This window comes from Sediminispirochaeta bajacaliforniensis DSM 16054 (genome assembly GCF_000378205.1).
In the GTDB taxonomy this organism is placed as follows: Bacteria; Spirochaetota; Spirochaetia; order DSM-16054; family Sediminispirochaetaceae; genus Sediminispirochaeta; species Sediminispirochaeta bajacaliforniensis.
The window spans coordinates 61,092-88,051 of sequence record NZ_KB899417.1; the positions used below are offsets into that span (position 1 = coordinate 61,092).

Annotated in this window: 28 protein-coding genes; 4 read left to right on the forward strand and 24 right to left on the reverse strand. The window is 48.8% G+C overall.

The window, feature by feature from the left end; all coding sequences use genetic code 11:
* Window positions 1–13: 13 nt before the first annotated feature.
* The 7 genes from F459_RS0112310 to F459_RS0112340 all read right to left on the reverse strand — a co-directional run bounded on the left by F459_RS0112310 (window position 14) and on the right by F459_RS0112340 (window position 7,212).
* Window positions 14–988: an aldose 1-epimerase gene (locus tag F459_RS0112310; protein WP_020613029.1), complete on the reverse strand. Its 975-nt coding sequence runs from the start codon at window positions 986–988 to the stop codon at window positions 14–16.
* Between the two features lie 10 nt (window positions 989–998).
* Window positions 999–2,024, reverse strand: a complete 1,026-nt coding sequence (gene mglC / locus F459_RS0112315; RefSeq protein ID WP_013253829.1) for a galactose/methyl galactoside ABC transporter permease MglC — start codon at window positions 2,022–2,024, stop codon at window positions 999–1,001.
* 15 nt (window positions 2,025–2,039) lie between these two features.
* Window positions 2,040–3,542 (reverse strand): sugar ABC transporter ATP-binding protein, encoded by a 1,503-nt coding sequence (locus F459_RS0112320; protein WP_020613030.1) that lies wholly within the window; start codon window positions 3,540–3,542, stop codon window positions 2,040–2,042.
* Window positions 3,543–3,606: 64 nt separating this feature from the next.
* On the reverse strand, window positions 3,607–4,644 hold the full coding sequence (locus F459_RS0112325) for a galactose ABC transporter substrate-binding protein (protein WP_020613031.1): 1,038 nt from the start codon (window positions 4,642–4,644) through the stop codon (window positions 3,607–3,609).
* Between the two features lie 215 nt (window positions 4,645–4,859).
* Window positions 4,860–6,083 carry an ROK family transcriptional regulator gene (locus tag F459_RS0112330; protein WP_020613032.1) on the reverse strand — a complete coding sequence of 408 codons (1,224 nt, stop codon included), beginning with the start codon at window positions 6,081–6,083 and terminating at the stop codon, window positions 4,860–4,862.
* A 113-nt stretch (window positions 6,084–6,196) separates the two neighbouring features.
* A complete protein-coding gene (locus F459_RS0112335) occupies window positions 6,197–6,526 on the reverse strand; it encodes a branched-chain amino acid transporter permease (RefSeq protein WP_013253833.1) in 330 nt (109 codons plus the stop codon).
* On the reverse strand, window positions 6,523–7,212 hold the full coding sequence (locus tag F459_RS0112340; protein ID WP_013253834.1) for an AzlC family ABC transporter permease: 690 nt from the start codon (window positions 7,210–7,212) through the stop codon (window positions 6,523–6,525). Before F459_RS0112340 ends, F459_RS0112335 begins: the two co-directional genes overlap by 4 nt.
* Window positions 7,213–7,361: 149 nt before the next feature.
* On the opposite strand from F459_RS0112340, the gene F459_RS24550 reads away from it, so the two are divergent.
* The gene (locus F459_RS24550; protein WP_020613033.1) at window positions 7,362–10,022 is read left to right on the forward strand and encodes a LuxR C-terminal-related transcriptional regulator; all 2,661 of its coding nucleotides are present in this window, start codon (window positions 7,362–7,364) and stop codon (window positions 10,020–10,022) included.
* Between the two features lie 94 nt (window positions 10,023–10,116).
* Window positions 10,117–11,637 (forward strand): radical SAM protein, encoded by a 1,521-nt coding sequence (locus tag F459_RS0112350; RefSeq protein ID WP_154651681.1) that lies wholly within the window; start codon window positions 10,117–10,119, stop codon window positions 11,635–11,637.
* On the opposite strand, the gene F459_RS0112355 is transcribed toward F459_RS0112350, so the two are convergent.
* The 9 genes from F459_RS0112355 to F459_RS24435 all read right to left on the reverse strand — a co-directional run bounded on the left by F459_RS0112355 (window position 11,621) and on the right by F459_RS24435 (window position 16,821).
* Window positions 11,621–13,348 carry a sensor histidine kinase gene (locus tag F459_RS0112355; protein WP_020613035.1) on the reverse strand — a complete coding sequence of 576 codons (1,728 nt, stop codon included), beginning with the start codon at window positions 13,346–13,348 and terminating at the stop codon, window positions 11,621–11,623. The two genes, F459_RS0112350 and F459_RS0112355, sit on opposite strands and share 17 nt — an antisense overlap.
* 195 nt (window positions 13,349–13,543) lie before the next feature.
* Window positions 13,544–13,750 carry an FtsX-like permease family protein gene (locus F459_RS24150; protein ID WP_169517947.1) on the reverse strand — a complete coding sequence of 69 codons (207 nt, stop codon included), beginning with the start codon at window positions 13,748–13,750 and terminating at the stop codon, window positions 13,544–13,546.
* Window positions 13,719–14,567 carry an ABC transporter permease gene (locus F459_RS23605; protein ID WP_407636027.1) on the reverse strand — a complete coding sequence of 283 codons (849 nt, stop codon included), beginning with the start codon at window positions 14,565–14,567 and terminating at the stop codon, window positions 13,719–13,721. Before F459_RS23605 ends, F459_RS24150 begins: the two co-directional genes overlap by 32 nt.
* Window positions 14,500–14,661, reverse strand: a complete 162-nt coding sequence (locus tag F459_RS23940; RefSeq protein WP_154651682.1) for a hypothetical protein — start codon at window positions 14,659–14,661, stop codon at window positions 14,500–14,502. The genes F459_RS23605 and F459_RS23940 overlap by 68 nt, the downstream gene beginning before the upstream one ends.
* A 9-nt stretch (window positions 14,662–14,670) precedes the next feature.
* The gene (locus F459_RS23945) at window positions 14,671–14,820 is read right to left on the reverse strand and encodes a hypothetical protein (protein WP_154651683.1); all 150 of its coding nucleotides are present in this window, start codon (window positions 14,818–14,820) and stop codon (window positions 14,671–14,673) included.
* Complete coding sequence (locus tag F459_RS0112370) at window positions 14,805–15,623, reverse strand: ABC transporter permease (protein ID WP_020613038.1); 819 nt, start codon at window positions 15,621–15,623, stop codon at window positions 14,805–14,807. Before F459_RS0112370 ends, F459_RS23945 begins: the two co-directional genes overlap by 16 nt.
* Window positions 15,624–15,734: 111 nt before the next feature.
* Window positions 15,735–15,953, reverse strand: coding sequence for a hypothetical protein (locus tag F459_RS0112375; protein ID WP_020613039.1), 219 nt, complete (start codon window positions 15,951–15,953; stop codon window positions 15,735–15,737).
* On the reverse strand, window positions 15,953–16,339 hold the full coding sequence (locus F459_RS24430) for an ABC transporter ATP-binding protein (RefSeq protein WP_407636026.1): 387 nt from the start codon (window positions 16,337–16,339) through the stop codon (window positions 15,953–15,955). Before F459_RS24430 ends, F459_RS0112375 begins: the two co-directional genes overlap by 1 nt.
* A 5-nt stretch (window positions 16,340–16,344) precedes the next feature.
* Complete coding sequence (locus F459_RS24435) at window positions 16,345–16,821, reverse strand: ATP-binding cassette domain-containing protein (protein WP_245540168.1); 477 nt, start codon at window positions 16,819–16,821, stop codon at window positions 16,345–16,347.
* On the opposite strand from F459_RS24435, the gene F459_RS0112385 reads away from it, so the two are divergent.
* Together F459_RS0112385 and F459_RS0112390 are read left to right on the forward strand one after the other, a co-directional pair.
* Window positions 16,820–18,514: a sensor histidine kinase gene (locus F459_RS0112385; protein WP_154651684.1), complete on the forward strand. Its 1,695-nt coding sequence runs from the start codon at window positions 16,820–16,822 to the stop codon at window positions 18,512–18,514. The two genes, F459_RS24435 and F459_RS0112385, sit on opposite strands and share 2 nt — an antisense overlap.
* Complete coding sequence (locus F459_RS0112390) at window positions 18,492–19,187, forward strand: response regulator transcription factor (RefSeq protein ID WP_020613042.1); 696 nt, start codon at window positions 18,492–18,494, stop codon at window positions 19,185–19,187. Before F459_RS0112385 ends, F459_RS0112390 begins: the two co-directional genes overlap by 23 nt.
* A gap of 9 nt (window positions 19,188–19,196) precedes the next feature.
* On the opposite strand, the gene F459_RS0112395 is transcribed toward F459_RS0112390, so the two are convergent.
* The 8 genes from F459_RS0112395 to F459_RS0112430 form a co-directional block, all read right to left on the reverse strand.
* On the reverse strand, window positions 19,197–19,793 hold the full coding sequence (locus F459_RS0112395) for a class I SAM-dependent methyltransferase (protein WP_020613043.1): 597 nt from the start codon (window positions 19,791–19,793) through the stop codon (window positions 19,197–19,199).
* 11 nt (window positions 19,794–19,804) lie between these two features.
* Window positions 19,805–20,260, reverse strand: a complete 456-nt coding sequence (locus tag F459_RS0112400; protein ID WP_020613044.1) for a YehS family protein — start codon at window positions 20,258–20,260, stop codon at window positions 19,805–19,807.
* A 62-nt stretch (window positions 20,261–20,322) separates the two neighbouring features.
* Entirely contained in the window at window positions 20,323–20,952 is a 630-nt protein-coding gene (otnC, locus tag F459_RS0112405) for a 3-oxo-tetronate 4-phosphate decarboxylase (protein ID WP_020613045.1), read from the reverse strand.
* Window positions 20,949–22,196 (reverse strand): 3-oxo-tetronate kinase, encoded by a 1,248-nt coding sequence (otnK, locus tag F459_RS0112410; RefSeq protein WP_020613046.1) that lies wholly within the window; start codon window positions 22,194–22,196, stop codon window positions 20,949–20,951. Before otnK ends, otnC begins: the two co-directional genes overlap by 4 nt.
* Window positions 22,193–23,692, reverse strand: coding sequence for a tripartite tricarboxylate transporter permease (locus F459_RS0112415; protein ID WP_020613047.1), 1,500 nt, complete (start codon window positions 23,690–23,692; stop codon window positions 22,193–22,195). The genes otnK and F459_RS0112415 overlap by 4 nt, the downstream gene beginning before the upstream one ends.
* Window positions 23,693–23,703: 11 nt before the next feature.
* Window positions 23,704–24,135, reverse strand: coding sequence for a tripartite tricarboxylate transporter TctB family protein (locus F459_RS0112420; RefSeq protein WP_020613048.1), 432 nt, complete (start codon window positions 24,133–24,135; stop codon window positions 23,704–23,706).
* Between the two features lie 105 nt (window positions 24,136–24,240).
* Window positions 24,241–25,224, reverse strand: coding sequence for a Bug family tripartite tricarboxylate transporter substrate binding protein (locus tag F459_RS0112425; RefSeq protein WP_020613049.1), 984 nt, complete (start codon window positions 25,222–25,224; stop codon window positions 24,241–24,243).
* Between the two features lie 268 nt (window positions 25,225–25,492).
* Window positions 25,493–26,881, reverse strand: a complete 1,389-nt coding sequence (locus tag F459_RS0112430) for an NAD(P)H-dependent oxidoreductase (RefSeq protein WP_020613050.1) — start codon at window positions 26,879–26,881, stop codon at window positions 25,493–25,495.
* Between the last annotated feature and the right edge of the window lie 79 nt (window positions 26,882–26,960).

Sequence of the window (26,960 nt, forward strand, 5' to 3'; positions counted from 1 at the left end):
TGCCTCCTGACTCTTAATAAAACTCGAAACCAAAAGAGACGGTCCCTTCTCTCTCTTCTCCGGGGGGGACTGTTAAAAGATGGGCCGCTTCTCTAAAGCCTTTGTTATCCAAATTCACGGCATCTGTAGAACATGTTTGTTTCTCAACACAGAAAAATGGTTTGCCTTTTGGGGTGAAGACCTGCATATGGGTAAAATCCTCGCTAGAGTCCATGTAAATCCTCAAGCCTATAGCCGGATAGTCGATGTACACCCGCTCTCCCGGGATCATACCGGTATAGCAATTATCCAGATCGAGTTTGCTGGGCGGTACCGGATTTCTTAAATCGAAATTCTCCCCCTCTACATTAAGGAGCCTTCCTGTCGGAAGCAGATCGTCCGTAAGATCCATCATATATGTGGCAGGGACCCTGATGAAGGAATCGTTGTCACCGCATAGTTTCTTAAAGAAGGTATGATAGGAAATACCATACGGCATCTCTTCTTTTCCATGATTTTTTACTTCGTAGGTAATGGTACATCCCTTTCGTGTCACCTCGAAGATTACACAGAGGGTGTGGGGAAAAGGAAAGCCTTCAAAAATCGGATGATTTGTGTTGATATCAATCCATGTCGTAAGGCTTACCCCCGTTTCTGTAACACGAGGTTCATCACATTCCCATTTCTCATCGTACACAAGTGAATGAAGAAATACAGGAATTCCGTGTTTTTGGTGCCAGTATTGCTTTCCCCGAAATTCGTAAAAGCAGTTTCTCAATCTGTTGGGAAAGGGGTACAAAATCGGGTTCCCCGTGTAATATGAGCGTAATGAGAAATATGTGTCATAGTGCACTACTTCATACTCATCCACTCTGAAGCAATAAAGATTGTTGCCCAGAGCAGGCGATACCTTAATTAGTACATTGTGTTCGTTTTCTGATTCTTTTGTATAACCAAGAAGATACGATGTTTCTTCTTCGATTTTTTCAGTGTCATAGTAAAAAGCCATTGCAGTTCCTCTATTGTCTCTTTACGTATTTCTGAGCATCAACGGCGACCGCCAAGATGACGATTGCCCCCTTAATGATGTAGAGCATATAAGGGCTCACGCTTATATAGACCAGGCCATAGTTGATAACCTGGAAAATAATTACTCCAATCACAATACCTAGGATATTTCCAACTCCTCCGAGTAACGACACTCCGCCGACGACACAAGCTGCTATGGCGTCAAGCTCGTAGCCGTTTCCGAGATTGTTGGTTGCACTTCCGGTTCTTCCTACTTCGAGCGCGCCGGCAAAGCCATAGAGAAAACCGGCGATTAAATAGATAATCAAGATTGTTTTATGGATGTTAACACCGGACACCTTTGCCGCTTCTTCGTTATTCCCTATTGCAAAAAGGTGCCTGCCAAGTTTTGTCTTGGTCCATATGAACCACATCAGCACGGCGATGATGGTGGCGTAGATGATCAGGTACGGGATACCGAGTACTTCGCCCTGAGCAAAGTTGGTAAATGAATCCTTGAGAGATCCCACTGGCGAGGCGCCGCATACCTGCTCATAGTAGGTTGAAGTGAGCCCGTAAAGGATCATTTGCATTCCCAAAGTTGCAATAAATGCCGTTACAGATAGTTTTGTCACAACGAGCCCGTTCACCAGGGAGATAAGTCCGCAGATCAGAGTCACAAGAAGCACGGGCACAATCACTGGTATATCAAGCCCGGGGAAGACAATATTGGGATTATCCAGTACCTGCATCATGGATGCGGAAATTACGGCCGACAGGCCTACAAACCGACCTATCGCAAGATCACATCCTGCCAGGACGATTATTCCGGCTACCCCCAATGCCAGAATCATTCTTGTTGAAGCCTGGGTAAAAATAAATTTGAAGTTTTTGAATGATAAAAAGGTTGGATCAATTGCAGTAATAATTATTATAAGGCTGGCCAAAACAATGTAGATGGCATTATCCATAAGCTTTGCCCGTATCTTTCTTCTTCGTTTGATTTTTTCTATCTGTTCATTTGCCATTCCATCCATGATGACAACAACCTCCTATAAATATTTTGCCGCTAACTTGAGGATTTCTTCCTGGTTGGTTTCTTTTGTATTCACTATTCCCGCCACATTCCCGTTGCTCATAACCAGTATTTTGTCGGTAACGCCAAGCAACTCCGGCATCTCGGATGAAATCATGACCACCCCCTTGCCTTCGTTTGCTAATTCAATGATAAGTTGGTAAATTTCGTACTTCGCCCCGACATCTATCCCTCTTGTCGGTTCATCAAGCAGCAGAATATCCGGAGACGTGAGCATCCACCTGCCGAAGAGTACCTTCTGCTGGTTGCCACCGGACAGGTCCATCATATGGGTTTCTGCAGACGGTGTTTTTACCTTTAATGCAGTAATCACTTTCTCGACATCATTCTTGATTTTTCCCTTGTGCAAGACGCCATGCCTGCGGTATCCGTCCATATTTGCTATTGTTATGTTGTCTTTCACACTCAGCCCTGGAAAAATACCGTTGTACTTTCGTTCCTCGGTAAGCAAAGCAAAACCGTTTTTTATTGAATCCGCAGGAGACTGGTTGTTGCAGAGGCTTCCTCTGAGCTTTATTTCTCCGGTTTCTCGTTTTCGATAGCCAAAGAGGCCTTCCACAACCTCGGTCCGCATCGACCCTTCAAGTCCTGCAATTCCGAGAATTTCCCCTGCCCTTAGGGAAAAGGAAACATCTTTTACCAATGGTGAATAGGTTAAACTGAGGTGCGATACCTCCATGAGGACACTGCCTGGTTTATTTATCTTCTTTGGAAAACGATTATTGAGTTTGCGGCCTACCATAAGCGTGATGATGTTGCCAATATCAACTTCGGTGATAGGTTCAGTTGCAATCCATTTCCCGTCTCGCATTACCGAAACTTCATCGGCGATACTGAAAATTTCTTCAAGCTTATGCGATATATAAATTATTCCGCACCCTTTTTCCCGCAGTTTTTTTATTACTCTGAATAAGTGAGCCACTTCCTTCTCCGAAAGCGATGAAGTCGGCTCATCCATCACAATTATCCTGGCGTTGTAGGAAGATGCCTTGGCTATCTCCATCATCTGTCGGTCCGAAACAGAAAGCTTTTCAACCTTGACGAGGGGATCGATATTAATTTCAAGTTCTTCAAAAATTCTTTTGGTCTCTCTGATCATCTTTTCTTCGTCGATAACAAGGGGATTTTTCATGGGAAATCGCCCCAGCCATAGGTTGTCGATCACTCTCAGCCTTCCCACCTGATTCAGCTCCTGGTGGACCATTGTTATCCCATGGTCCAAGGCCTGTTTTGGATTTTCAAAGCCGACCTTTTTTCCTTCCAACTCGATGGCACCTTCATCGGCGTGATATATTCCAAACAGGCATTTCATTAAAGTCGATTTGCCGGCCCCATTTTCACCAACGAGGGCATGGACCGTTCCCTGCCGTACCGCCAAATCGACTTTATCCAGAGCCTGTACTCCGGGAAATGACTTGGAAATTTTTTTAATACGTAGAAGTACAGGATTCCTATCCATAAATTCCGACTCCATAAAAAAGGGTACGCATGGAAATGCTCATGCGTACCCGAATCATCATTGTCTATTTATATGCCGCTATGGCATTCTCAAGATTATCAACGGTGGTGATTTCGCAAGCTACTCGTATGTCCTTGCGATCACCAAGGGTATAATCGGTCCCGTAACAAATATCTCTTCCCTTCGCTGCATTTACGGCCATGGCATATGTTGCCAGCCCAAGAGCCTTCGGGTCATTGAGAATTGTTCCGAGCATCTGGCCTTTCTTTATAAGCTCAACGGCTTCGGGAAGCCCGTCAACGCCCACTACCGGCATGTACTTTTCGCCGGTGAAATATCCTGCACTCTTGAGGGCTTCAACGGCGCCAAGAGCCATTGCATCATTGTTGCAAATAACGAACTCTATGCTGTCACCATGTTTTGCAAGCCAGGTTTCCATGAGCTCTTTGCCCTTTGAAGCATCCCACATTCCCGTCTGAAGTTCCAATTGTTCGATACCTATTCCGGCTTCCTTGATGATTTTGGGAGGTTCTGAAGTTCTTACCTCTGCATCCGGATGTCCGGGTTCTCCCTTGAGCATGACATACTGGATTTTTCCGTCACCGTTCTTGTCCCATTCGGGATGAGTTTTCCATTCATTGACGATCAGGTGGCCTTGCTGAATCCCGAATTCCGCTGAGGTAATTCCCGCATACCAGCATTTGTCATAACCCATGATGACATCTCTTGCCGGTTCTTTATTGTAGAAGATGATGGGAAGACCTGCTTTTTTTGCCTTTTCGCAAACGGTTTTTCCGGCAGCCGGCTCGACCAGATTGACTACCAGACAATCCACACCTTTATTGATATACGTATCGATCTGATCATTTTGCTTTGCTTGATCGTTCATTGAGTCACAGATCTGATAATCGACTTCTCCGTTTTCTTCGCACGCTGTCTCTATGGCTTTGCGTACAAATGACATATAGTTATCGTCGTATTTATATACTGTAATACCTAATTGGGGCCTTGCGTTTCCGGTAGCCTCACTTGACCCATTTGCAAAAACAGCAATAGAGCAGATCATCAACAGTGCGGAACCGATTGCAATTACCTTCTTCATCCTTTCCTCCCTGTATGAATAGATTTCATACTTTATTTATTAATTAAAATATGTCTCGAGGTTGTTATTGGTAAACTATTGCAATAGTTGCTTTATTATAGGTCTGTATAACGATATTCGCAAGAACTTTTTTCATCAATTAAAAAAACAATGGTCATATCTACAATACTATCATGGATAGATACTTGCCATCATGGATAGATACTTGTCATGCTTTATTTATTTAGAGACTGAAGAAAGTTTTCCTCAAGAATTTTATCTACAACAAGAGCAGCCGCTCCTATATCCCCCCTGCAACCGACAAAAGACGACCTAAGTATCTTCACGTTTTTATTACATTCATGCATAGATTGTCTGATAACGGTTTCCCTGACATCCTCTTTAAAATAATCCCATGCCAGCGATAGCTTTCCTCCAATGATAATTGCTTCGGGATTAAAGAAGTTGATAATATCTGCTGACGCAACTCCGATATACATCCCAACTTTCGATATTACCTTTTTACAAAGGTCGTCTCCCTTTTTAACTGCTTCCAGGACGATATCGAAATCAATTAAGTTAAGAGGCTTATCCCCAATGATGTCTGTAATATATGAAGGATATCCGAGACGTATCTGGTCGACAATCTCGCCTACAATACGGGGAATGGCCGCCACGGTTTCCAGGCACCCGTAGTTCCCACAGATACATTTCGATCCATTTTCCTTGACATGGATGTGTCCTATCTCACCGGCTGCATATTCGCTGCCTCGAAACAGCTTTCCATCCACCATGATCCCCCCCCCGACACCTTCATCCAAACTGAGGAAGATAAAATTCTGAAGGCTCCTATATTTTCCGAACCACTTCTCGGCTAGGACCATGACTCTTGCATCATTGTCTACTAAGACGGGTATGTGAAACTCCTCTTCTACAAGGGTTTTTATATTGATGTAGTGCCAACTAAAGTAGGGGGCAAAGATGGAAATGCCTGAAGAATAATCTACCACTCCATGCATACCTATGCCGATTCCGCAAATTTTTTGATTATTGTTCCATATCGCTAATATTTTTTTTATTGAAAACAAAATAGTTGAAAGGATACTATCCTTCGAAATGGGCAATGTGTACTTATCCAGTCTGGAATCTATCACTTCGCCTTTGAGATTGACTAAGGATGAAAGTACCGACTCCTTCATAACGGTAATTCCGACAGCCGCAAGCGAGTCCTCATTAATCTCAAGCATTATGGGCTTTCTTCCACCAGAGGAGTCGCCTTCCTTTCCAAGCCGGATATAATTCATTCGGACGAGTTCTGCAACGTTTGAGGAAACAGTTGCAGGGCTCAAATGGAGCTGTTTTGCAAGCTCCGCCCGTGATATGGTTTCATTTTCCCAGACTTTTTTGAGAATCTTTCTTCGATTGTGGCTTTGTTCTCTCGAATTTCGTTTTAGTGTCATATTGGGATTCATTATACACAAAACCGACAACAGATAAATCACAATAGTGCACTTACTTGTTTAAAAGCTTTATATAGTGTCCGGAATCGTGGTGATTATCATGCCGGGGCCTTTTATCCCCAAAAATGGAGCATTGCCATGTAAAGTGCGGTTCCTCCGAGAATACTGAGGAGGGACTGGCGGAATATGACGTGCAACAGTGCAACCGCCCCTGCGGCAAGCCATTGCATCCAAACCTCCGCATGGCCGAGGTCACCGCTTACCGGGAGGCTGGTAAAGACCAGGATAGTCATAACCGCTCCGGGAATCAAACGGGCCCCTGCGATGAGCTTTTGAGGCGGCTTTCTTTTTGCAAAGAGCAGGAATGGGAATGCTCTGGTGATTTGAGTTGCCAGGGTCATAACGAGAATTCCGATAATCAGATAGAGGGTGTGTTGGCTCATGCAGCATCCTCCCGTCGAGGCAGGAAAAAACAGCCTGTCGTAGAGATAAGAATCCCGACGAGCAGGGTTTGCTCTTTAAAGCCTGCGAGATTGAGCAGCACCGCGCTTATGAGAGCGATGAGAAATGGTCCCGGCCTTTTGAGGGAGCGTATCTGCTCCACCAGGAGCACCACGAAAAGGGCGGTAAGGGCAAACTCGATTCCTGGGGCGTCCCAGGAAATCTGTGTACCGAAAAGTGCACCTGCCGTGCTTCCTATCACCCACCACGATTGATTAAAGAGGGTGATAAGAAAGTCGAAGGATTCACGATCGACCCCTTCCGGTGGCCTTACCGTGGTCAAAAGTGCGTAGGTCTCATCGGTGAGGCCGAAAATCAGGTAGAGCTTAAAGCGACGAAAATGAGAAAACCTGTCGAGAAGGGAAAAGCCGTAAACCGCATGGCGGGCGTTAAGCAGCAAGACAGCAAGACCCATTTCAATAGGGGAGGTCCCCGCGCCGAGTAAACCAATGGCCAGAAATTGTGCCGCCCCGGCAAAAATGAAAATTCCCATGATCGGGGACCAGTACCAGGCCATCCCCGATTTGACCAGGAGAAAACCGAAGGCAAAACCGATAGAGGTGTAACCGAAAAATACCGGTGTCGTTGCCGAAAGCGCCGCTGTCACTGTTTTTGCTTGCTTTGTCATGGTGAAAGGGATGATACATGAAAGCTGCTCTTCTAGTAAAGGATTTCCATCACCAATATTCCTAACAGTAGTGAAAGCTTGCAAGGAGGCGGCTTTCAGGGTAGGCTATCAGGAGTATCGGTATATGACACGCATCGGGGCCAGGTGATATGGGTGAGCCATACCTTCGGACGAAGGTTACCGTTCCGTCTTCCGGAGAACTTATCGATAGAGAAAGACTCTTTTCAAGGCTGGATCGCTATCCCCATGTCGCTCTGATCCTTGTTTCCGCCCCTGCTGGTTTCGGGAAGTCCTCTCTGCTTGCTTCATGGATCCGAAAACGAAAGCATCACTGCTGCTGGCTGACCCTTGAGGAGCGTGATAATGACCCCTCCTGCTTCCTTTTTTATCTCCTAAAGGGGGTATCTGAGATTGATGCTCAGATTGGTCCTGCTGTTCGGCAGCGGCTTGATCACTTTCCCTTTCCTGTCCCGGATGAAATCAGCGTTTCTCTTTTGCAGGAAATTGAAAGCTACGGAGAAGAGTTCATCCTCATTTTTGACGACTTTCATTGCATCAGCAATCCTGTACTGGTTGATTTTGTCAAAGAGCTTATCGACTATGCTCCGGATAATCTTCATATTATTGTCTCGTCCCGAAGCGATCCATCACTCCCTCTTGCCTTGCTGCGCTCACGAAGAAAACTGCTTGAGTTGCGAATGGAGGAGCTTCGCTTCCGCCCGGAGGAGACTACTCTTTTTCTCAGCCGTATCATGAACCTTAAGCTGCAGGAACACTTTATTGATCTCCTTTCCCGGCGAACGGAGGGGTGGATCACGGGAATTCAGATGGCGGCAATAAGCTTACGGGACAACAGTGATATCGACGGATTTTTCCGTCGTTTTTGTGGAACCCACCGTTATATCTTCGATTATCTGATGGAAGAGGTCTTTTCTCTTCAGTCTGCGGAGATTCAGGCCTTTCTTTTAAAGAGCTCCATCCTTGAGTCCTTCTGTTCCGAGGTGTGTGATGCCGTTACCAGCCGTAGCGATAGCGTGAAAATCCTTTCAGGATTGGAACACTGCAATCTTTTTATTGTCCCACTTGATGAAGATCGCCGGTGGTTTCGATACCATCAATTGTTTGCCGAATTCTTACGTTCGACTCTGACCCAAACGCATGGGGATAAAAACGTACGGCACCTGCACAAGATTGCCGGAACATGGTTTTTAGGGGATGGAAGGTGGGAAGCAGCCTTAAAGCATTTTCTTGAGGCGGGAGATGGGGATACGGCCGCCTCTATTCTCGAAAATCACGCATCATGTTTTTTTCAAAAAAGTGAGCTTTCTTCGTTTGTCGGCTGGTTTAATCAGGTTCCCGCAGAATACCGGAACAATCATCCGAAACTGTGTCTCTTCGCCGCTATCGTCAAACTTTTTATCGGCGAATCGCTTGATGCCATTGTTCCGCTCTATAAAATCGGAGTCACATCAATCGATCGTCCGGAAACGTCCGGGGAAGTTTTGACCTTCCGAAGTCTCATGTGCGTTATGAAAGGGAGACCGGAGAAGGCCATGGAACAGGCGGAAAAAGCCTTAACACTTCTTCCTTCCGATGCCTTCTTTTTTCGAAGCATGCTTATCCACGAAATGTATACGACACAGTTTCTTTATAAGGGAGATGTTTGCTCATCCCTCGAGATGATGCTTTCCGCTATTCCTTATTTTGCAACCGATAAGGGTGATTCTTCACATTTTACCGGTTACTTTCAACTCCTTTGCGAAATTGCCTATCTCTACACGATGAAAGGCTCTCTCCATACCGCAATTGATCATTACGAGAGGGCAATCGCCCTTGCCGATCGTTCCTGTGAACGCCGTCTTCCTATTGTAGGGGTTGCCTTGGTTGAGTTGGCGGATCTCTACCGCGAGATGGGTTTTCTCGAGCGGGCGTTGGAGATGGTGCAGGAGGGAGTTCTTCTTACACGAAAATGGTCGGCGTTTCGGACGATTGAGGCCTACGCTGTAGAGGCTCACATCTTCTATTCCCTGGATCGTGTCCGGGAGGCCGAGACCGCTTTACAGCGGGCTGCCAGGCTGACCAGGGAATTGGATGTCAGCACCATCGACGACCTCATGGTAGAGTTGGTTAGGGTACGGCTGCTTCTTTTGAGGGGGGATGGCAGGCGTTTGGCCCCTTTGCCTTCCTTACACGGTATATTGGGGGATAGATCGGTCGATCGATATTATCATTTTGTCGAGTCACGAAAAATTCTTATGGCACGGCTTGAGCTTCATCGAGGACGTTTTGATGATCTGCTTTCCGTTAGCGACGAGCTGATCACTGCCGGCCGAAAACTTGGTAGAAACAAAAGCGTGATCGAACTTTCCATTCTGAGGAGCCTTACCCTGGAGGGAATGGGCAAACCTGAAGATGCTGAGAACGCTTTGCTTTTCATCCTTCCCGAAGCCTATGAGGCCGGATTCCTTCGACTCTTTGTCGATGAGGGGCCTCCTCTCGCATTCATTTTCTGCCGTCTGGAAAAGAAAGTCACAAATCCTTTCTTGCGTGAGTATATCGGTAAAATACTTAAGCTCATCGAAAAAAAAGCTTCGGACGCAGGTCCCTGCAGGCCTGTGGCATTGAGCAACCGGGAGCTTATGGTCTTGCGCCTTTTGGCAAGGGGCTGTACGAATAAAGAAATTGCCGAGGAGCTGTTTATCTCGGTTCGAACGGTTAAATGGCATACGGTCAATATCTACAAAAAACTTGGTGTCAAAAATAGAACGGAGGCGGTCGTTAAGGCAAACATCTCCGGAATTATCATATAAAACCAACCCAGGCCCATACTTTTGTACAGTACTCTGCAAGGATTCTGCTCCCTATTTTGAAAGTAGAAAATAGATGCAAGCGGAGGTAAGAGGTGTGAAGTACAAAAAGAGTGATGTACCCGATTTCAGGAAGGCGGAAGGTTCTGCCTTTTCCCTGAAAGGCCGGATGCTCAGACAGGCGGTTGTGAGAAAATCGGTGAAAAGCCTTACGGGCGATATTGAAGATCTTCGATCGCTTTCCTGCTTAGCCGATAGTGATATTCAGTCATCACAGCTACGCCTATTTTTATCTGGTCTGATGCAGGATGTTGATAGGAAGGAGGGTATGGCGACTCTTTTTGCCCGTCTTGGTTCTTCCATCAATAGGCAGGCAAAGAAAAAACTCATCGGAAACCTCATCTACAATTGGGGGTATGTGGGTGAGAAAATCCGGTATCGTTTTGCCAGCTACGAGCAGTGGCTTCCCGGCACCCTGGTGATCAGTCCTACCATGCGTTGTAACCTCCATTGTACAGGGTGCTATTCCGGCCTTTACGAAAAAGCTGGAGACTTAAACGAAGAAGAGATCGATTCAATTCTGGATCAGGCCCGGAAACTTGGCATCTACTTTGTTGTTGTTTCCGGCGGTGAGCCCTATGTTCTGAAAGATATGTGGCTTCGGCTTTTCCGTAAGTACAGCGATATGTACTTTCTTACCTTTACAAACGGTACCTTCATTGACCGGGAAACCGCCCGGGCCCTCGGGAAGCTTGGTAATGTTGCTCCTGCCATCAGCGTGGAAGGATATGCTGCCGAAACCGATGAGCGTCGAGGAAAGGGAGTCCATGCAAAGGTGATCAATGCCATGCATAACTTGAGGGAAGAGGGGGTCCTGTTCGGCACCAGTGTTACCTATACACGCAAGAACATCGATACCATTACGAGTGACGAGTTTATCAAGTATTATATTGATCAGGGAGCGATCTTTAGCTGGTTCTTCATGTTCATGCCGGTCGGCAAAGATCCCATTCTGGATTTGGTTCCCAGTCCTGAGCAGCGGCTTATGACAGGGCGAAAGATAGCGGATTTGCGCAAACGGCTTCCTATTTTCCTTGCGGATTTTTGGAACGACGGTCCTGCTGTAGGCGGTTGCCTTGCCGGAGGGCGATCCTATCTCCACATATTAAGCAGCGGTCAGGTTGAGCCATGTGTTTTCGCCCATTTCGGTATCGACAATATCAGGGAAAAACCCCTCATCGAAGTTGTGAATTCTCCTTTTTTTAAGGCGATTCGAAATCGCTATCCCTACAGCGACAATGCGAATCTCATGCGGCCGTGCATGATCATCGATAATCCCGAGGTCCTTCGTTCCGTCGTAGCCGAGTATCTGGTTCCGGAAGGTCATCCGCATTCCGAGGATCTTATCCATGATCCCGACGTTATTTCATGGATTGATATCTATGCACAGGCGTTTAAAGAGCTTACAGATCCCATATGGAACGAAAGAATAGCCGACGAGAAGTATCGCTGGTATAAGGAGGGAAAAGAATATCCCCGCCTCTTCTGGTTCAGGCGACAAGCTGCAAACATAAAACCTGCCGATCCTGTTGAAGAAATGGTCATGCAGGAAAAATGACGATGAATTGGACTCCTTCTTCCTGATTGCTGGTCATGGTTCCCCTGAGTTGGGAAGCGAGACTTTTGATCAAATCTCGGCTTAGGGTGCCGCTTTTGCTAAGGGTCGAATGGGGAGCGGTTTTATCCCAAACCGAAAGGATATACGTATCGCTGTTGCGCGTAAACGAGACCTCGATCTTTGCCTTCTCTCTGTGTTTTTCATAACGGCCGATCATGAGGCTGATAAGCTCATTAACGATAAGGCCGCACGGAATTGCCTTATCGAGGGGAAGTCTCTGTCCCTCCGGTTCTGCCGAGAGCGTAATATGGTGAGCTCCGACGCTGCCGCAAATCATCCGGAGGTAGTCGCCTATCTCGATCTCGGTGTAGGTCCTTGTCGCATAGGCCGCTTCATGAACATATGCCATGGTCTGGATTCTCCGCTGGCACTGGATGATGGTATACCGATCTGAGAGGTCGTTGACTTCATCAGCCTGAAGGCAGAGCAGACTTGAGATGATCTGCAAATTGTTTTTTACGCGGTGATGGACCTCCTGCAGAAGCAACTCCTTTTCCCGCAGGTTTTGCTGCAATTCGCCGTAATTCTTCTTGATTCTGATTGCCATATTGAAGAAACTTTCCGCAAGAGAGGCTATCTCTCCCTTTTGACGGGCAATCTTAAAGATCTCTCTGGACACCTGAGGGTTTGCGGGATCGATATGTCTCACAATTTGTTCCAGCTCTCGTATAGGTTTTGTAACAGCCGATATGATGATTCCGCTTACAAAGGTAAAGAGTAGAAGCAGGAAAATGAGCACGATCACTGTTTTCTGGTCGGCTTTTTTCAACGGGGTGGTGAAGGCTGATTCGTTTAGGAAAACCCGGACCCTCCATTCGGGAAAACTGCTCATGTTAAGCGTTTGCTGTATTATGATGGTCTTCTTTTCGGTGTGCGTCCCCCCTTCCTCCTTTGGAGCCGAAGATGCTATCGTCTTGCCTGTATCGTCTATAACCTCGATGTATCCCTTTTTCGCATCCAATGCCGATGATAAAAAGGTGGATAAACCATCGAAGGTTACGGCCGTGGCAACCACACCTTTCCTGCCGTCTTTTCCCTGGAACGGTATTGCGGATGAGATCGCCGGTACCTCACTGGAATAGAGTGAATAGGGCCGGGACCACACCTGATGGCCGGCCGATTGGGCATTCTTGTACCACGGACGCTGTCGGGGATCATAATCGGAAATCATATTGGTGAATTCCATCTTTCCCTCTTCGTCTATCCTGTAAAACTCTAACGAACCGTTTGTTTGTTTCCCTGCTCTTCCGATCCTCAGGTTGTTGGGGCCCAATCGCTGCGCTTCCATATATTCTCCGTCGGAAAATGCTAGTGCGATGATTGCGAGTGAGTCGGCAGAAAGCAGCTGATGGTAAAACGTGTTTTGAAACGAAAAGCTGTCTATCTCCGCGTTGTTTTCTAAAAACGAGAAATTTGAAGCATTGACTATGGTAATGGTCCGGGCATATTCAAAGAGATCTTGCAACTCCCGTATGGTGGTTTGTGCGGTATCCCGTGCGACTTGGTCGATCAATTCTGCTACGACCCGATGTGCACTTGAAAGGTAGAGGGCCCATGAGCTCATTAATCCAAGAAAAAGGAGGAGGAAAAAGGGAAGAAACATAATTTTTCCCAAGCCTCCAAAACGTGTGCCTTGCTTTAAGCGTCTCATCAGTCGATTATAACATATTTTCTTTTTTTATCGCTCCTTTGCAGCGTCTCAGGTTGGCTCCTTTAGTGCATCGGAAATGTTGCCCCGCACAGCCCCGATGGCGGGAAGAAAGCCCAGCACCCCTCCGCATAGGATTGCGCACAGGGGAACAATAACCATGGCCTTAAAAGGAATGTACAGAGGAGGAAGCGGGCCTTACTCCATGAGTTCCGCAAGAAAAGGCGAAAGAGCATCGAGGAAGGGTTTTTTGAGGAGAAATGCCATCGAAGTTCCTGCTGCCTCACCGATAAGGCTTAATGTTGTCGACAAGGCCCAAAACTCTTTCATGATCGTGGTTTTTACCGCACCGAAGGTTCTCTCCAGGGCAATTTCACGACGTCGCTCTACCGACTCGACAACCATGATGCTGAAGATGCCGAAGGAGCTGATGATGAGAAGCACAAAACCGAGGATATTGACTTGGATCGTAAACATATTTGCGGTTTGTTTTAGCTGCTTCATATGCAGATAGGCGCCGGGGCGAGCCCTCCCAGATGCTGAGACTGCTTGTGTCGTCGCCATACTCCCTAATAAGAAAGGAACGGATGCGTGCCTCGGAGCCTTTAGCATCTTGCTTGTCGATTTTCAATACCACTTGCCCTGCTGCAATGTTCCTAAGCGTCTCCCGACCGTGGCCCGTCTTTAGAAAAGCCGTATAGGGAACCACCATGTCTCCAATTCCCCATGCCTTTCGTTGAGGCTCCCGGGGGGAGGCATAGACCCCTGCAACTATGAATTGTGTATCAGGATCAATGGCTGGTCCTTCACACTCTATTACTTCCCCGATTGCGCCGTCGACCGAAGCAAACACATCGCCTGACAGCTCTTCACTGATCCAAATTCTATGTGTTCTCTTGTCGATATCGGCATCGTCCATTGGGACCCCGGCTATCATATGTAGTGAAAAAACATCGAAATATGCGGGATCGCTTCCGATTGCCGAACGTATATTCCATCTATCCCCATTGCTGATGATGTCGTGAAATGGGGGCAGGGTAATAAACGCTGCGTTCTCTATTGATGGGATATTGGAAAGAAGTTTTTTCTGTATCGATGGGTCCCATTTCGGCGGCCATTCCTTTATGAACTCGCCATCCCTGTCCATGGTACCGTCAAGTATCGACTCGATACCAATCTGGTCGGTTATGATGGCTGAGGCACTTACCGAAAGTATAAGGATGGCTGTTTCCCAAGGAGAGTGCGATGAGGGTCATGATCACCTTTCCCGGAGTCTGTCTCAATTGCCCGGTAAGCATTACCACGATTTTTTTCACATGGCCCTCCTATCTTACTCTCATGGCACCAGTCGGGCGGACCATAGCATTCTGATAGGCTGGTATGAGAGAGAAGGCCAGAATAAAGAGCCAGGAGACGAGGGTTCCACAGGCCGTAAGCACCGATGATGCTCCTTCGATCCCTATCGCTTGCAGCATCGATCGCGAAAGATGGACGGAAAAGGTGAGACTAAGGAGGCTCCCGATAGTGTGATGACAAGGGTTTCGGCACTCAACAGGCGCAGAACCTCCTTCTGAGATACTCCCAGGGCCATGAGAATACCAAGCTTTTCTCTCATCCTCATTCCCCTGCCCATGAAAATATTACCGACATTGACCGCCGACATAAAAAGCCCCGAAAACGAAAGAAATAATATAAGCAGGTTGATGCCCCTGTTGCGTTTGACAAGCTGCTCTACTGCATGCCTTGGATCAAAACAAACGATACCTTCTGTCGCCGATCGTGAAGAGAACCAAGCGGAAAGCTGTGCGCAAGCCTCCTCGATCTGATGTGGTGAAGCCACGGCAAATCGTAGTTGAGGGGGGGGAAGTACCTTTTTATCCTGCCAAGGGAGAAAGAAAATTTCGTCATATCGGTTTCCCGCCTCTTTCAGAATACCTATGACCGTCAGGTAGCCTTCGTATGTTAATAGTTTCTTACCAATGAGAAGGGAGGGTGGGGCCCCGTTTCTGGATTGCCGGGTGAGCTCTTCGGCTAAGTTTTTTCCCAAAACGATTACCTGTGCCCCCTCTTCACACGCTTTATCGAAAAAAAGAGAGCCCAACATAGCTTCCAATGTTCGCGCGGCAAAGAACTGCGGGGTTACTTCATAGCCCTTCGCCTCTTCCTGTTCCGCAATAATGATGGAACTATCGTTTCTTGCATTAGCCAAATCACTTTTCCCGCACCTTGGTGTTGATGCCTCCCGCCTTACCGAAGCATCATTGATAAAATGTATCATCGACCGATGTTCCACATACGCATGCATGATCGCCGGGATAGATTTTGCGATCGAGAGATCCGCTGTTGTAAGAGGGGTGCCTACTGCAGATACAGAACGAATTGCGGCCCTCTACATCGCATCGGCCTCGTCTCTCATGCCGACGACGATTTCTCGATATTCGGGAACATCTAAAATCTGCCTGGACCATTGCCAGGTCCTGGAAGCAAGATCAATAGCCGAAGAGGCAACCCCTACGCCCAAAGCAACCAGAATGATCAGCAGAATCGATTCCGTGAAACGTTCTGAAAAACGTCGGACCATCAAAAGGGTTGCCTCTGCTCTTTTCATCAGCGGCTTCCGCCTTGCCGTGTGTCACTATGCAGCCTGCCGTCTCTGATCTGGATTATCCTTTCCGCTCGTGCGGCCTGGGAAGGATTGTGTGTCACCATTACGATGGTGACTCCCCGCCGGTGAAAGGTTTCAAGAAGCTGAATAATCTCTTTACCAGCATCGGTAGACAGGTTTCCGGTGGGTTCGTCGGCGAGGATCACGTCGGGACCGATCGATAGTGCCCGGGCAATGGCGACCCTCTGTTGCTCTCCTTTGCTGAGCATGGTCGGTCTATGATTCATTTTGTTCTCGAGACCTACCTCAACCAGTAATTCGCCGGCCCTCTCCTTGCGCTGTGGCTTTGAAAGGCCTGCATATTCCATGGGAAGCATTACATTTTCCATGGCGCTTAGTTCGGAAAAAAGATTGAACCGTTGGAAGATGAATCCGAAATGGCAGTTCGTATCCTTGCCTTCTCTCGGTCGGGGAGTGCCGTTATATCATATTTCTCAAATAGATACGTGCCGGAGGTGGCGGTATCGAGGATTCCGAGGATATGGAGGATCGTCGACTTTCCCGATCCCGAGGGACCCATAATGGCAACATACTCTCTCCGATCGATAGAAAAAGAGATATCCCTGAGCGCTTCGATGTTCGTATCTCCGACTTTGTAAGCCTTTCCTATGTGGCTTAAATCGACCAACAACATGCTCCTTGCATCAGGCATGATAGAGAAGTTTCCAACTATAGAGCCTATCGTCGGGGTCCATTCCAATGGTGAAAAGTTGGTAGAAAAGTTGTAAAGTTTGTAAAAATGAATGGCCAATCCTTCCTTCCCTCTTTTTTTACTGGATGTGCCGTACATCAATGCGTATGATAAGTTCATGAGAAATAAGCGCATCGGACGAATTCGGAGCGGCTTGCTGATAGCCTCTATCGTCGTCATGCTTTCCGTTATCGGAACTCTTCAGCATCGGTGGTTTAAGCGTGCTGCCGTTGGTGAGTTGGCCCGAAGTTACCGTTCGATTTACACCCTCGTCATACGAACAGCCGCCAGAGAGTTTCAGCGTTTCAATCCGCTCTTTGACGCGCTTCAATCCGAGCATGGCGCGATAGAGGCGACAGTGGAAAAGCAGTGGTTGTTATACGGTCCGAAAGGCGCCGTCGTCGAGCTCTTTGATTCCATTTCATGGCTTGATACCGCCGCTCCACAAGAGCTTCATTCATATCAAGGGCCTGAAGCAGGATGGTCGCTTATCCACGATCCCCTCTTTGTTGCTTCGCTTCCTTTTTCTGTTTCTGGTGACATCCTGAAAGAGGGAATGGCCTTCGACGACTATCAGGGAAACAGCTGGTTCGTTATGCCAGGAAACGAAAAAGGCAGGCTGGTTATGATTCGATTCAATAACGATGCCTTTTTTTCGAAGCATGTGGAACCTGCAATAGCTCTTGCCTTGCCCGAGTTCAGAATTTCCTGGATGGATTTTGAAGAGATGCGAAAGCGAAATCTTCCTTTCAAATTCAACTGGGGCTGGGATGATCGGATTTCCTTTCGGCCTTTTGAAAGTTTGCTCGGCTTTTCGAAAGCGCCACGTGAGATAGGTATTTTTGTTCCGCTGGTCTATGATCGGGAAGATCAGCATCCGGATCCGGGACCTGGACGATTTGCCGTTATCGAGTCCCTCAACGGTCCCGTTACCGGAGATCTTGAATACACCCTTGCGATGAATTGGTTCCTTGGAATGCTTCTGCTCGCCGGTGTGGGAGGAGGTTTTATTGTTCTGGTCCTTCAGATGAAGCGGCTGAGTCTCTTGCGTTCCCAGGAGCGGGAATTTGTCGCATCGATAAGTCATGAGCTCCGTACTCCTCTCTCCGTGATCCGCTCTGCCGCCGATAATCTCTCCAGCGGTATCGTTCCACCCGAGAGATTCGATACCTACTGCTCGCTTATTTCCGGCCAGGTCGATCGGCTCGGTGGCATGATCGAGGAGGTCCTGCTCTATTCCGGTATGGAAAGCAGATTAGCCGCCGGACGCCGGCAAAACAGTGAGAGGCCCCTTCTTTTTGCCCCTTTCTTTCAGGAACTGGAACATGAACTTTCCCAGCTTGCCTCCGAATACGGGAAAAATCTGGAGCTGAGAAGCAGCGGACTGCCACGAGGCGCCGTTACCGATTCCGAAGCCCTTGCCATGATTATCAGGAACCTGGTAATCAATGCGGTGTATCATGCCTGGAAGCGAGAGGAGGAGGGAACCGTAATTGTCACCGCTCGCTTACAGGTGCCTCGAAGTCTTGTCTTTACCGTTGAGGATGACGGCAGAGGAATAGAGCCCAAGGAACAAAGGCGTATCTTTGATCCCTTTTATCGTGATAAAATAAGCAGAGAGGCGCAGGAACAAGGGTCTGGGCTTGGCCTGTTCTTGGCGTCTAAAAGGGCCCTTTTATTGGGGGGGACGCTTCGTGTCGAAAGCCCTAGAATATTAATTGACGGACGCAAAGCGTCCGGGACCAAATTCGTTCTTGTTATCCCCTGGGTCCCGTATGAAGAGGAAGAGGATGAGCAACATTTTAATCATTGAAGATGAGCCGGGTCTGCAAATGACGCTCGAAGACCGCCTGCGCGTCGAAGGATACGAGGTTACCCTTGCCGGTGATGGTCTGCGGGGAGAGGCCGCGGCTCTTACGGGACAACACGATTTGATTATCCTGGATATTATGCTTCCGGGAAGAGACGGGTTTAGTGTTTGTTCAAGGCTCCGTAAGGCGGGCATTAACACTCCCGTGCTGATGCTTACGGCCAGAGGCAGCGATATCGACATTGTTGCCGGCCTCAGACAGGGAGCCGACGACTATATGGCGAAACCCTTTGACATGAATATCCTCCTTGCCAGGGTTGAGGCGCTTTTGCGACGTGCGACCATGGCCTCTTCTGCCTTGGCCGAAGAGGGGGAGCAGCCAAGATACCAGTTCGGCACTTTTCTGCTCGATCTCGATAAAAGAGAGCTCTATCTTGATGATGATCCTGTTCTGTTGAGTGCCCAGGAGTATCGACTCTTGGAGTATCTGGTGCGGCGGCCTAATAAGGTGCTTTCAAGGGACCAAATTATGGATGAGGTGTGGAGCTATTCTTCCGAGGCCACCAGCCGGACCGTTGATGTTCATGTTGCTAAGCTGCGGCAGAAGCTTGGTGAAACCGCCATCCCCCGTCATATTCTGACCATACGCGGGAGAGGATATAAATTCATTCCCTAAAACGTCGATCTATCGCTTTTTTGCCGTAACGACACAATCCACCTGCACAGGCGCCCCATCGGTATCATACCCCGATGGATGCCGTTGGCTTTCAGCCTTTATGATCTCCATCCCCGCGAGAAGAGCCGTGAGCTTTTGAGGCGTATAGAGGAGTTCCTGATTTTGCGGCCCACCCAGAGTGTTTTTCGCATCATGGCCGATCACCAGTAAGGTACCCTCATGCTTGAGGGCCTTCTGCGCCTTCTGTAAAACAAGGGCAAGCAACTCCGTGCCGGGGTGAAAATAGCATATGGTGACCAGATCGAAGCTCTGTGGCTCGGGATCGTAGCTCCTCACATCCGCTATCACCCCATGGATGGAAAGACCGGCTTCCGCCGCCATTGCTTTTCCCGCTTCAATTGCAACATCGGAGAAATCGACAGCGGTAACTTCCCATCCCCGGGATGCCAGAGCCATTGCATTGTGCCCCGTTCCTGCTGCCAGATCCAGCGCTTTGCCCGGCTGTAACGGTGCCGTTTCTTTCAAGAAAATGGGACTTGGCACTTTGTGATGGTTATTGCCGTTGCGGTATCGGCTGTTCCAGCGTTCTCTCCTGTCATCTTCCACAATTGCTGCTCCTAATCCTTTATAGAAAGGCCCTTTAAAAACCGTCGTAAGGCCTGGTCCCCGCAGGCGCGGTACTGCCGGCTGCCTCTTTTGCGAAAAAAGGCGGACAACTCTGATTTCGTGATGTCGAATTCGGCCTTGTGAAAGGTAGCCAGCATTGCTTCTTCCTGCAAATTAAAGGCTATGCGCAACTTTTTGAGGACAAGATTGTTGTCGGGAATAATAGAAAGGTTCCGGGGGGCCGGTTTATCGGAGGGTCCCCTCCTTTTCAGGATAAGCCCGTCCAGAAAGCGTGCAAGCACCTCATCCCTGCACGGCAAAAAGCCTGGCTCATCGTCTCTTGCCAGAAGGTTAGCCATATCTTCGGCGGACATTGTATATCCGCCCAGCGCCAGCACTTCCGTCATCTCTTTATCGTCGGCATTGATGATATATCGAACCCTTCGTAAAATATCGTTATTATCCACGACAGCTCCTTCCTCTTTCCCACAAGATAGCACGAAGGAGCATGGGGTGTATATTCCTATCCCTATCTTCCTTTCTTCAGGACTGCGATTTCTCCGGAGCTGAGGTAACGGACCTTGCTTCCCTCCAAGAGGTAGGAAAGCTTTGCCGTTTCTTCGAGTTCTTCCATGGTGTCGCCTGCCTCAAACAGGCTCTTTCCCGTCACCACCGGACCGTGGTTTTGAAGAAGAAAGGCCGTATACCTTCCTGCATATGCCTCCAGTTCTCTGGCGATTCCGATATCTCCGGGAGGATAGTAGGGGATCAGCGGTAATGTGCCGATTTTCATGACGTAGTATGGGGTGAAGGGGGGTATGACCTCGTCAGGATTAATGTCATTTCTGCAGGCAAGCAAGGTGCTCCAGGTAGAATGGAGGTGAAGTACGGCACCGCACTCCTGATCTCCCCGATAGAGGGACAGGTGGAATTGTATCTCTTTGGAGGGACGCAGGCCGGAAAGAAGCCTGCCGGTCATGTCGACGACGGAAAGCTCCCCGGCGGATAGGCGCCCGAGGCTGGAGCCGGAGGGGGTTGCAAGGATGCTTTCCCCGTCGATACGAGCCGAGATATTCCCGGCTCCTCCGACAGCATACCCTCTATCAAAAAGAGATTTCCCGATACGTACCATCTCCATCCTCAGCTGTTCTTCGTTCATATAAAAAACTCCTGGGCCTTTACAAAGAAATCGTCATTGCCGAAATTGCCCGACTTCAGTGCAAGGTAGAGATCCTGACCGACGGCCCTGACCCAGGGAACCCCGGGATCGATTTGAGGGCCAATGAAAAAGGCCGAAAGACCAAGGCTTTGTACCACCTTACCAGCCGTTTCTCCTCCAGCAACAATAAAATTCTTTACCCCGGCTCCGAGAAGCCTGCTTGCAAGTTTTCCGAAAAGCTCTTCGATGGCCCTTCCCACATCCTGAGAGGCATATGCCGGCTTTTCAAGTTCGCTTGCCTGCTTCGTGGCGTATAGCAGGGGTGTTGCACCATCCTCGATGGCTGCTGTCGTCCAGGCGTAGAGTTCGTCGAGATAGCCTGCGTCTGTTCTGCAGCGAAGTGCATCGATAAACTGCGAAGGGGCCTTTTCCCGATACCGGGCAACCTGCCGGTTCGTCGCCTTGGAACAGGAGCCTGCGATAATTACCGTCGCCCCTTTTTTCGGACGCCCCGCTTTTTCTGCCGAACGCTTTTCTCCCTCTTTATGTAGGCTGCGGGCTATTCCGGCGGCAAGCCCCGATCCACCGGTAACCAGGGGAAAGTCAGCAACGGCCGCTCCTATGGTGTCGAGGTGCTCCTGGTTGAGCGTGTCCATGACCGCATAGCGGATTCCCTTTTCCTTTAACGATAGAAGCTCCCGTTTCAAGGCGCTGGGCCCCTTGTCGAGAACCTCAACATATATGTTCCCCGCCTTTCCTCTTGATTGCTGTTCCATGAGACGGGCAATATTCGAATCCCTCATGGGAGTGACGGGGTGATGCTGCATTCCCGATTCGCTGAGCAGCTGGTTTCCGACAAAGAGGTAACCGCGATAGAGGGTACGTCCGTTGACGGGAAGGGCGGGACAGAGGATGGTGAACTCCTCTCCCATCTCATCAAGGAGGGCGTCGGTTACCGGCCCGATATTTCCCTTTGCAGTGCTGTCGAAGGTTGAGCAGTATTTGAAGAAAATTTGTTCGCATCCCTTGTCGCGAAGCCAGTGAAGGGCTTCGAGGGAAAGGCGTATGGCCTCGTCGGCGGGACATGATCTCGATTTGAGGCTGAGGACATAGGCTTCGGCTTCCGCCTCGAACCTTTCGTCTGGAATACCCGTCGTCTGAATCGTTCTGATCCCGTTCGTTACCAAAAATCCCGCTATGTCGGTTGCGCCGGTAAAATCGTCGGCAATAACACCTATGTTCATTGTTTGCTTCCTTTATGGACCAGTTTCAGCAGCAGAGGGGAACAGAGGAAAAGGAGGGTCAGGGCAAGGAGCACCGCCGATATCGGTTTCTGAATAAAAATGAGTGCACTTCCACGTGATATTGAAAAAGCCTGCCGTATGGAACGCTCAAACCGTGTTGCCAGAACAAAGGAGAGAAGGGCGGGCGCTATCGGATAATTGTTCTTCTTTAAAATATAGGCAACCGCTCCCGCTCCTATCATGAACCATACATCGAACATGCTGTTGTTTACCGAATAGGATCCGACGATACAAATAACGACAATCATCGGCGCGATAATGCCCCGCGGTATACGGAGAATCGACATGAGAAAGGGAATGATGGCAAGGCCAGCAATCACACAGATCAGGTTTCCGATATACATGGAGCCGATAAGGCCCCAGACGAAGTCCGGCTGTTCGGAAAAGAGGAGCGGACCAGGTTGAAGCCCCCACATCATCAGGCCGCCGAGCAGAACGGCCGAGGTCGCCGATCCCGGAATTCCCAGGGAAAGCAGGGGAGCAAAGGCCCCGACAGCCGAGGCATTGTTGGCCGATTCCGAAGCCGCAACCCCCTCGATGGCGCCTTGGTCCATATTCTTATTTTTGCCGGTCTTCTTTTCCAGGATATACGCCAGAAAGGAACCGGTCGTTCCTCCAGCGCCGGGAAGAAAGCCGACAAAATTACCGAGGATCGAACTTTTGAGTATGGGCAGCGAGATCCGTTTGAGTTCTTTCTTATTGAGAATGCTTTCCCTGATGGTCAATCTTCGTCCGTCGGTAAGACTGTCGTCGTTTTTCCCCGCCATTAAATCCATCACCTGGGTAATGCCGAACATACCGATGACAAGGGGAATGAAGGATATCCCGCTTAAAAGATTAATGCTGCCGAAGGTAAAGCGGGGGGACCCGTCGGACAAAAGGTCCATGCCGATGGTTGAAAGGAGAATGCCGAGGCTCGTGGCTATGATCCCTTTGAGAAAGTCTTCTCCCAAAAGCCACCCGATGGATGTGAGTGCCAGAAAAATAAGGGAAGCTATCTCCGCCGGGCCGAATTTGAGACCAAAGTTGGCAATAACAGGACCGAAGACCGTAAGGGCGATGATTCCGATGGTCCCTCCGAAAAAGGAGGCGATGTTTGCGGTGAAAAGGGCTTTCCCTCCCTTGCCCTGGCGGCTGAGTGGATAACCCGCCATTGCGGTCATGACCGCCGGAGAATCTCCCGGGATGTTCAAAAGTATCGCACTGTATGAGCCACCGTACATGTTGCCGTAGTAGATACCTGCGAGCATGATGATTGCCGTGGTTGGGTTCATCTTAAAGGTCATGGGAAGAAGAAGAGAGACACCCGTTACCGCACCGATGCCGGGCATTGCACCGACGATGATACCGAGAAAGGCCCCGATTCCGGCAACCAGCAGATTATTAAGAGACAGGGCCGTGTTGAGGCCGTGCAAAAGCAGATCGAAGTTATTCATATTGCATCACCTCACATCAGATGAAAGAGGCCTGAGGGAAATGGAACCCTGAGCCATACACGAAAGACACCGAAGATAAAGAGTGTAAAAGCTAAGCTGACCCCAATGGATTTAAGAAACGAATATTTGCTGAGAAACTTCATCCAGAGGAACATCAGAAAAAATACCGCAAGGGAAATTCCAAGGGTCTGAATGAACACAATACCGACCACGCCTGCACCGATGGGAATAAATGCCGTGTAGTCGACGGGGGCTGGCTGTTCGTGTTTTCTTTTGCGAAGCGCTACCACCGCAACGGAAGCGATAAGAGCGACGATACCGAAGAGAACAGGGATAAAACCTCCGCCTGGAATGCCGTCGGGCCAAAATCCGTATCGGGTTATCCCTTGATCTATCCAAAAGGCCGAGATAGCTATTATGATTACCGAAATTACGAGATCCATTGGTTAACACTCCTCGAAGAAATCGAAATGGGAAAAGAGCGGGAGAATCCTTGAAGTATCTCGGATTCTCCCGCTATTCGTGTTTAGAATGTGAAGTCGGCCAAACTACTTGAACAAACCGATGATGTTGCCCATTTGATACAGCCGCTCCGCCATTCTTTCATGGTATTCGGCATATTCGTCAGCAGGCATAAATTTTGCTTCCAGACCGTTTTTCCTGATGTAGTTGTTTTTCCAGGTCTCGGTTTCGGTTACTTTCTGCATAACATCACTCCAGTACTGCTGCACCTCGGGACTCATTCCGGGCCCTCCCATGATCGATCTGAACATCTGAAACTCAATATTCGGATATCCCAGTTCGGCAAAGGTAGGCACCGTTTCAAGGGGGGCCTCAAGCCGATCGGTGGAGAAGGCGGCAAGGGCAACCATGGTACCCGCCTGGATCTGACCAAGGCATTCATTGGGATTGAAGATACCAAGCTGGATATGATCGCCGAGAAGGGCCGTTGCGATTTCGCCCGCCCCGTCGAAATAGACCGTTGAAAATTCGGCCTCTGTTTCCATGTTGATTTGTGCGACGCAGAGTTTATCCAGATTGTCGGCAATTCCAACCAGAATACTTTCCGGATGTTCCTTGATAGCCTTCAAAGCGCCTTGGAAATCCTTGTACGGGCCGTCGGCCTTTGCAACAAGGAGAACATTATCCATGGCAAGGTTTGCGACAGGTGTAAACTCCCTGTCCTGAATGGATTTGTTTGCCCGTGCCGCCAGGGCATGCGCCGCATTCATGGTGAAAATCGTATAGTTGCCGTCTTTCTTCCCCATGATATAGGCATGGCCTGCCGCACTTGCCCCACCAGGCTTATTGACGATGACCATGGTTCCATCCACCAGATTGTTTTCATGAATGATTTCAAGAATCAAACGGGCCAGCGTGTCGCTACCGCCGCCGGCACTTGCCGGTACCACGAATTCCACGACATTGTCCGGATAGATCGCCGCTCCTCCATCGCCTTCCGGTGTTCCGTTTGCAAATAGACTTGCCGTCAGCAAAACTGTTACTGTCAGCATAAACACAGCTCTTTTCATTTCCTTCTCCTTGTGGTGTACATAGTAAAAATTCAAAGCCTCTCGATTACCCGGGATTCGGTCGACTTTTTTCTACCTTGTTCTTTAGCGTTATAAAGCAAACAACATGCCAATGTTTGCGCTGTTGGTGTTTATAAAACCAACTTACGGTATATTAACAAATTAGCACGCTACTGCTGCGAATCGGATTCATATCCCAGTTCCTCCTTGATTGCATTCGTGCAATGAATTCAACCATTTTCTTGTGACTTTGCAATATCTATACAGTTCATAGTGCGAAAATGGTATCCTGCTCCTCTCTAAGCTTCCAAAGAATCGCATCATCCGGTCGTTCCAGCATATCGGCATTCAACAGGGTTCCTGCCGGTATATCCTCTTTGAGCCGTGCACCGTCGGCAAGATAGTAGGGAAGTTGCGTATGAGCCGATATGCCCTGAGCCGGGAGCAAAATCCCTTCAAAGCCCTCTATGATGTGATGGTGTCCCTTTGCCTGTAGCTCCGTACCCTTGGTCATCGGTTTTACCGATCGGGCCACGAGGTCATAGCGAGGTTTTGGATCAGGACTGCTGGTCGGCAATCCTAATAATCCGACGGAAAGAACACTGAAGAGCGCCTCGAATCCGAGGTAGTGGGCAGGATAGTATATCAAAGCCGTCTTTTTGTTTCGACTTACCGGAACCCCCTTATCCTGAAGTACCTGCCACGTCTCTTCGTCGTCACAGGCTACCACGACATAGACGCCTCCCTCCAGGCTCTGTTCATCGGGACGCCGCAAGCAGTTGATGACATCGATTCTCGCCTCACCCGAGAAGAGCCCTCCCATTGTTTCCGGGCACATAAGATCGGGAATCTCAACGGCACGGGCGATGGGGCAGTGGAAGCTGGAGATATCGGGACTGAATTCCGGAAGATGGTTGCAGACAATAGACATTTCGGCAAGGTCCGGTATGGCCCGCTGACCAAAATCGGATAAAAGCGCGCTCCGCTGCTCTACGGTCTGCCGGCCATTTTCTCCTAAACGCCAAACCTTCTCGAATCCAGACACCTCCTCCGTTCTGTCCAGCACCTGCATGGTTGAGTGTTCCGGATCAAAGATGAAATCATATTCACTCGATTTTCCTATGCTCACGATGGAGAGTCCTGCCTTTCGTGCCCATGTGACCAGGCCGATGAGAAGAGCCGGCTGATCTCCTTCAGCCAGAGAGTAGATTACTCCCTGTTCCCTTGCCTTTTTTGCAAGAAGTGATCCGACGACGGAATCCGATTCCTTTGTCACCATCACAATATGCTTATGGTGCTCGATAGCAGAAAGGGCATATCGTGCCGATGCCTCGGGATTTCCGGTCCCTTCCACAACAAGATCGCAGGGCATGCTCATTGCCGTATCGATGTCGGTAAAAACAAGATACATGCCTTTTTCGAAGGCTGACAGCCCTTCTGCTGTGGAACTGCAGAGGGCAATGTTCTCCCGCTTGATACCTACCGACAGATACGCATCAATACACTTCTGTGCGGTTCTCCCGCAAAGAATACGGATCGATATTGCATCGTTCCGTGAGCCGTAAATAAAAAGGGAATGGTTGAATCCCCGAACACCGATAACGGCAACTTCCAGTTTCTTTTCCCCTTTTGTGGAAAAAAGTAGATCGTAGTTCATTGCATCTTCTCCAGGTAGAAAGTCTTACACATCTAAAGCAAATAGAATGCCAAGAACGGCCTTTATGAATGAAAAAAGA

Coding starts and splice junctions, on each gene's coding strand:
- F459_RS0112310 (WP_020613029.1), bottom strand. CDS start 988: ATGGCTTTTTACTATGACACTGAAAAAATCGAAGAAGAAACATCGTAT.
- mglC (WP_013253829.1), bottom strand. CDS start 2,024: ATGGATGGAATGGCAAATGAACAGATAGAAAAAATCAAACGAAGAAGA.
- F459_RS0112320 (WP_020613030.1), bottom strand. CDS start 3,542: ATGGATAGGAATCCTGTACTTCTACGTATTAAAAAAATTTCCAAGTCA.
- F459_RS0112325 (WP_020613031.1), bottom strand. CDS start 4,644: ATGAAGAAGGTAATTGCAATCGGTTCCGCACTGTTGATGATCTGCTCT.
- F459_RS0112330 (WP_020613032.1), bottom strand. CDS start 6,083: ATGACACTAAAACGAAATTCGAGAGAACAAAGCCACAATCGAAGAAAG.
- F459_RS0112335 (WP_013253833.1), bottom strand. CDS start 6,526: ATGAGCCAACACACCCTCTATCTGATTATCGGAATTCTCGTTATGACC.
- F459_RS0112340 (WP_013253834.1), bottom strand. CDS start 7,212: ATGACAAAGCAAGCAAAAACAGTGACAGCGGCGCTTTCGGCAACGACA.
- F459_RS24550 (WP_020613033.1), top strand. CDS start 7,362: ATGGGTGAGCCATACCTTCGGACGAAGGTTACCGTTCCGTCTTCCGGA.
- F459_RS0112355 (WP_020613035.1), bottom strand. CDS start 13,348: ATGAGACGCTTAAAGCAAGGCACACGTTTTGGAGGCTTGGGAAAAATT.
- F459_RS24150 (WP_169517947.1), bottom strand. CDS start 13,750: ATGGTTGTCGAGTCGGTAGAGCGACGTCGTGAAATTGCCCTGGAGAGA.
- F459_RS23945 (WP_154651683.1), bottom strand. CDS start 14,820: ATGCTGCAAGCGATAGGGATCGAAGGAGCATCATCGGTGCTTACGGCC.
- F459_RS0112370 (WP_020613038.1), bottom strand. CDS start 15,623: ATGATACATTTTATCAATGATGCTTCGGTAAGGCGGGAGGCATCAACA.
- F459_RS0112375 (WP_020613039.1), bottom strand. CDS start 15,953: ATGAAAAGAGCAGAGGCAACCCTTTTGATGGTCCGACGTTTTTCAGAA.
- F459_RS24430 (WP_407636026.1), bottom strand. CDS start 16,339: ATGGAAAATGTAATGCTTCCCATGGAATATGCAGGCCTTTCAAAGCCA.
- F459_RS0112385 (WP_154651684.1), top strand. CDS start 16,820: ATGAGAAATAAGCGCATCGGACGAATTCGGAGCGGCTTGCTGATAGCC.
- F459_RS24435 (WP_245540168.1), bottom strand. CDS start 16,821: ATGAACTTATCATACGCATTGATGTACGGCACATCCAGTAAAAAAAGA.
- F459_RS0112390 (WP_020613042.1), top strand. CDS start 18,492: ATGAGCAACATTTTAATCATTGAAGATGAGCCGGGTCTGCAAATGACG.
- otnC (WP_020613045.1), bottom strand. CDS start 20,952: ATGAACGAAGAACAGCTGAGGATGGAGATGGTACGTATCGGGAAATCT.
- otnK (WP_020613046.1), bottom strand. CDS start 22,196: ATGAACATAGGTGTTATTGCCGACGATTTTACCGGCGCAACCGACATA.
- F459_RS0112415 (WP_020613047.1), bottom strand. CDS start 23,692: ATGAATAACTTCGATCTGCTTTTGCACGGCCTCAACACGGCCCTGTCT.
- F459_RS0112420 (WP_020613048.1), bottom strand. CDS start 24,135: ATGGATCTCGTAATTTCGGTAATCATAATAGCTATCTCGGCCTTTTGG.
- F459_RS0112425 (WP_020613049.1), bottom strand. CDS start 25,224: ATGAAAAGAGCTGTGTTTATGCTGACAGTAACAGTTTTGCTGACGGCA.
- F459_RS0112430 (WP_020613050.1), bottom strand. CDS start 26,881: ATGAACTACGATCTACTTTTTTCCACAAAAGGGGAAAAGAAACTGGAA.